The sequence below is a fragment of the Amycolatopsis sp. NPDC004079 genome, assembly GCF_040610415.1.
Taxonomy (GTDB): domain Bacteria; phylum Actinomycetota; class Actinomycetes; order Mycobacteriales; family Pseudonocardiaceae; genus Amycolatopsis; species Amycolatopsis halotolerans.
Genome location: NZ_JBEXMH010000153.1, coordinates 1 through 3,550, shown reverse-complemented (window position 1 = coordinate 3,550; position 3,550 = coordinate 1). Strand labels below are relative to the sequence as shown.

The following is a 3,550-nucleotide window of genomic DNA, read 5'->3' as shown; positions in this document are numbered from 1 at the left end:
GAAACCGCTGTTCGTACCGCACGATCCTCTCCTTGAGGAAATCTGATTCCCTCAAGGAGCCCTTCACGGACGACAACCCGGCTCCCGCTCGCGGTTCCCGGGCCCACGGCGACGCGCGCTCGACCGAGCCAGTTGAGCTGCGGAAACAGGTCAGCAGCGCGTCCGCATCACAGCCTTAAGTTCCTGGCATTGGCCGGCAGAGCCGCGTCGTGCCCGGCCCCGGGCACGCCTTCTCAGCTCAGCGCGTCAGTGCGCGGCCTCGTTCCACGACCGCCCGTATCCGACCGAAACCTCCAGCGGCACCGCCAGTTCCGCGGCCGAGCCCATGCCCTCGCGGACCAGCTTTTCGACGTCCGAGCGCTCGCCGTCGGCGATTTCCAGGACCAGTTCGTCGTGGACCTGCAGCAGCACGCGGCTGCGCGAACCCGCTTCGGCGAGGGCGCGGTGCACGTTCAGCATCGCCACCTTGATGATGTCCGCCGCGCTGCCCTGGATCGGGGCGTTCAGCGCCATCCGCTCGGCCATTTCGCGGCGCTGGCGGTTGTCGCTGTTCAGGTCCGGCAGGTAGCGGCGACGGCCGAAGATCGTCTCGGTGTATCCGCGCTTCGCGGCCTCGCCGACGACCGACTGCAGGTAGTCGCGCACCCCGCCGAACCGCGAGAAGTACGCCTCCATCTGCTCTTTCGCGTCTTCCGTCGAGATCTTCAGCTGCTGCGACAGGCCGTACGCCGACAAGCCGTACGCCAATCCGTACGACATCGCCTTGACGCGGTAGCGCTGTTCCGGCGTGATTTCCGCGGCAGGCACGGAAAACGCGCGCGACGCGACGAACGTGTGCAGGTCCTCGCCGCTGTTGAAGGCCTCGATGAGGCCCTCGTCCTTCGACAGGTGCGCCATGATCCGCATTTCGATCTGGCTGTAGTCCGCGGTCATCAGCTCGGCGTAGCCGTCGCCGACCACGAACGCGTCGCGGATGCGCCTGCCTTCCTCGGTGCGCACCGGGATGTTCTGCAGGTTCGGCTCGACCGACGACAGCCGCCCGGTGGCCGCGATCGTCTGCTGGAGCGTGGTGTGGATGCGCCCGTCGTCGGCGACCGATTTGATGAGGCCCTCGACCGTGGTGCGCAGCCGCGTCGCGTCGCGGTGTTCCAGCATGTGCTGCAGGAACGGGTGCTCGGTCTTCTCGAACAGCGACTGCAGCGCGTCGGCGTCGGTGGTGTAGCCGGTCTTGGTGCGTTTGGTCTTCGGCATGCCCAGCTCGTCGAACAGCACCACCTGCAGCTGCTTCGGCGAACCGAGGTTGATCTGCTTGCCGATCACCTCGTACGCGGAGTCCGCGGCCTGCGTGACGCGGCTGAGGTAGTGCGCTTCCAGCTCGGTGAGCTGGTCGACGTCGACCGCGATGCCCGCCGCTTCGAGTTCGGTGATCACTTCCAGCAGCGGCAGTTCCAGCTCGGCCAGCAGCTTCGCGCCGCCGAGTTCCTCCAGCTCGGTGGTGAGCGCGCCGGCGAGCTCGAAGATCGCGCGCGCTTTCACCAGTTCGGCGGAAATCTCCTTCTGCTCCAGCTCGTCCGCGCCGCCGTCGAGCAGCGACAGCTGACCGTCGCCGTCGCCCGCTTCCGAGCGCAGCTCGCGGTGCAGGTAGCGCAGGGCCAGGTCGTCGAGCCCGAACGTGCGCTGCCCCGGCCGCGCGAGGTACGCGGCGAGCGCGGTGTCCATGCTGAGCCCGGCGAACGTCCAGCCGCGGGCGCGCACCGCGTGCAGCGGCACCTTCAGGTCGTGGCCGATCTTGCGGACCTTCGGGTCCTCGAGCCACGCCGACAGCGCCCGGTCGTCCGCCTCGTCCATCGCGGTGACGTCGACGTACGCACCCTCGCCGTCGGCCGTCGCGAAGGCGACCGCCTTGAGGTCGGAACGGACGGAAGCGCCGGTCGTCCGGAACGACAGCGCGACCGGCTCGGCCGCACCGGCGTGCGCTTCGAGCCACGCGCCGAGCGTGCCCGGCGCGAGCGCGGAACCGGACACGTCGAAGCCCTCGTCGGCCTCCGGTTTGGCGCTGGTCAGGTTTTCGAAGAGCCGGTCGCGCAGCACGCGGAACTCCAGCTCGTCGAACAGCCGGTGCACCGCCTCGCGATCCCACGGCCGCAGCTCCAGCTCGTCCGGCACGGACTCCAGCGGCACGTCGCGGACCAGTTCGGTGAGCTGCCGGTTGAGCTGGACCGACGACAGGTGCTCGCGCAGCGCGTTGCCGACCTTGCCCTTGACCTCGTCGACCCGGTCGATCAAGTCGGCCAGCGAGCCGAACTGCCGGATCCACTTGGCCGCGGTCTTCTCCCCCACGCCGGGGATGCCGGGCAGGTTGTCCGACGGGTCGCCGCGCAGGGCCGCGAAGTCCGGGTACTGGGTCGGGGTGAGGCCGTATTTCTCTTCGACCGCGTCCGGCGTGAACCGCACGAGGTCGGAGACGCCCCGCTTGGGGTACAAAACGGTCACCCGATCGGTGACCAGCTGCAACGCGTCGCGGTCGCCGGTACAGATCAGGACGTCGTAATCTTCGCCGGCCTGCGTGGTGAGCGTGGCGATGACGTCGTCGGCCTCGTAGTTCTCTTTCGTGAGCGACGGGATGCCGAGTACCTCGAGCACCTCCTTCACCAGGTCGACCTGCCCGCGGAACTCGTCCGGCGTGGCGCTGCGATTGGCCTTGTAGTCGGCGTACGTCTCCGACCGGAAGGTCTTGCGCGAGAGGTCGAAGGCCACCGCGAGGTGCGTGGGCTTCTCGTCGCGCAGCAGGTTGATGAGCATCGAGGTGAAGCCGAAGACCGCGTTGGTGACCTGCCCGGTCTTCGTGCGGAAATTCTCCGCAGGCAGGGCGAAGAAGGCGCGATAGGCCATCGAATGGCCGTCGATCAGCAGCAGCCGGGGGCGGTCTTTCCCGGCGGCGGCGCCTGTGGCGTTGGCAACGGTTCGGTTCTCGGTCGGGCTCACGGGGGCGAGTCTAGGGTGAGGGTCTGACACTCTTGCGTGTCGCATAGGTTGAGGAGCAGAGAGTGACCGAGCAGACGGCGGAAATCACGCCGGGCCAGTTCGCGGGCATGGACCCCGCGGCAGCGGGCCAGCAGCTGAACGACAAGATCGGGCTGAAGCTCGTGGAGATGACGCCCGAGCGGGTCGTCGGCACGATCCCCGTCGAAGGCAACCTCCAGCCCTACGGCCTCCTGCACGGCGGCGCGAACGCCACCGTCGCCGAAGCCCTCGGCTCGGTGCTGGCCGCGCTCAACGCGGGCCCTGAGCGCGCTGCTATGGGGCTCGAGCTGTCCTGCACTCACCACCGCGCGGTCCGCTCCGGCACCGTCACCGGCGTCGCGACCCCGCTGCATGTCGGCCGCGGCACCATCACGTCGGAAATCGTGCTGACAGACGACGAGGGCCGCCGCACCTGCACCGCAAGGCTCACCTGCGTAGTCCGGGACCGCCCACCAGGCGCCTGATTTCGGTGAAACGCCGTGAGGGGAACCCTGAGGGACTCTGAGTCCCTCAGGGTTCCCCTCAC

Annotated in this window: 2 protein-coding genes; one reads left to right on the top strand and one right to left on the bottom strand. The window is 68.5% G+C overall.

The window, feature by feature from the left end; translation table 11 throughout:
- Nucleotides 1-246 precede the first annotated feature (246 nt).
- Nucleotides 247-2,985 (bottom strand): DNA polymerase I, encoded by a 2,739-nt coding sequence (gene polA / locus ABZX37_RS49255; protein WP_354751256.1) that lies wholly within the window; start codon nt 2,983-2,985, stop codon nt 247-249.
- Between the two features lie 62 nt (nt 2,986-3,047).
- On the opposite strand from polA, the gene ABZX37_RS49250 reads away from it, so the two are divergent.
- Entirely contained in the window at nt 3,048-3,488 is a 441-nt protein-coding gene (locus ABZX37_RS49250) for a hotdog fold thioesterase (RefSeq protein WP_344286449.1), read from the top strand.
- Nucleotides 3,489-3,550 lie beyond the last annotated feature (62 nt).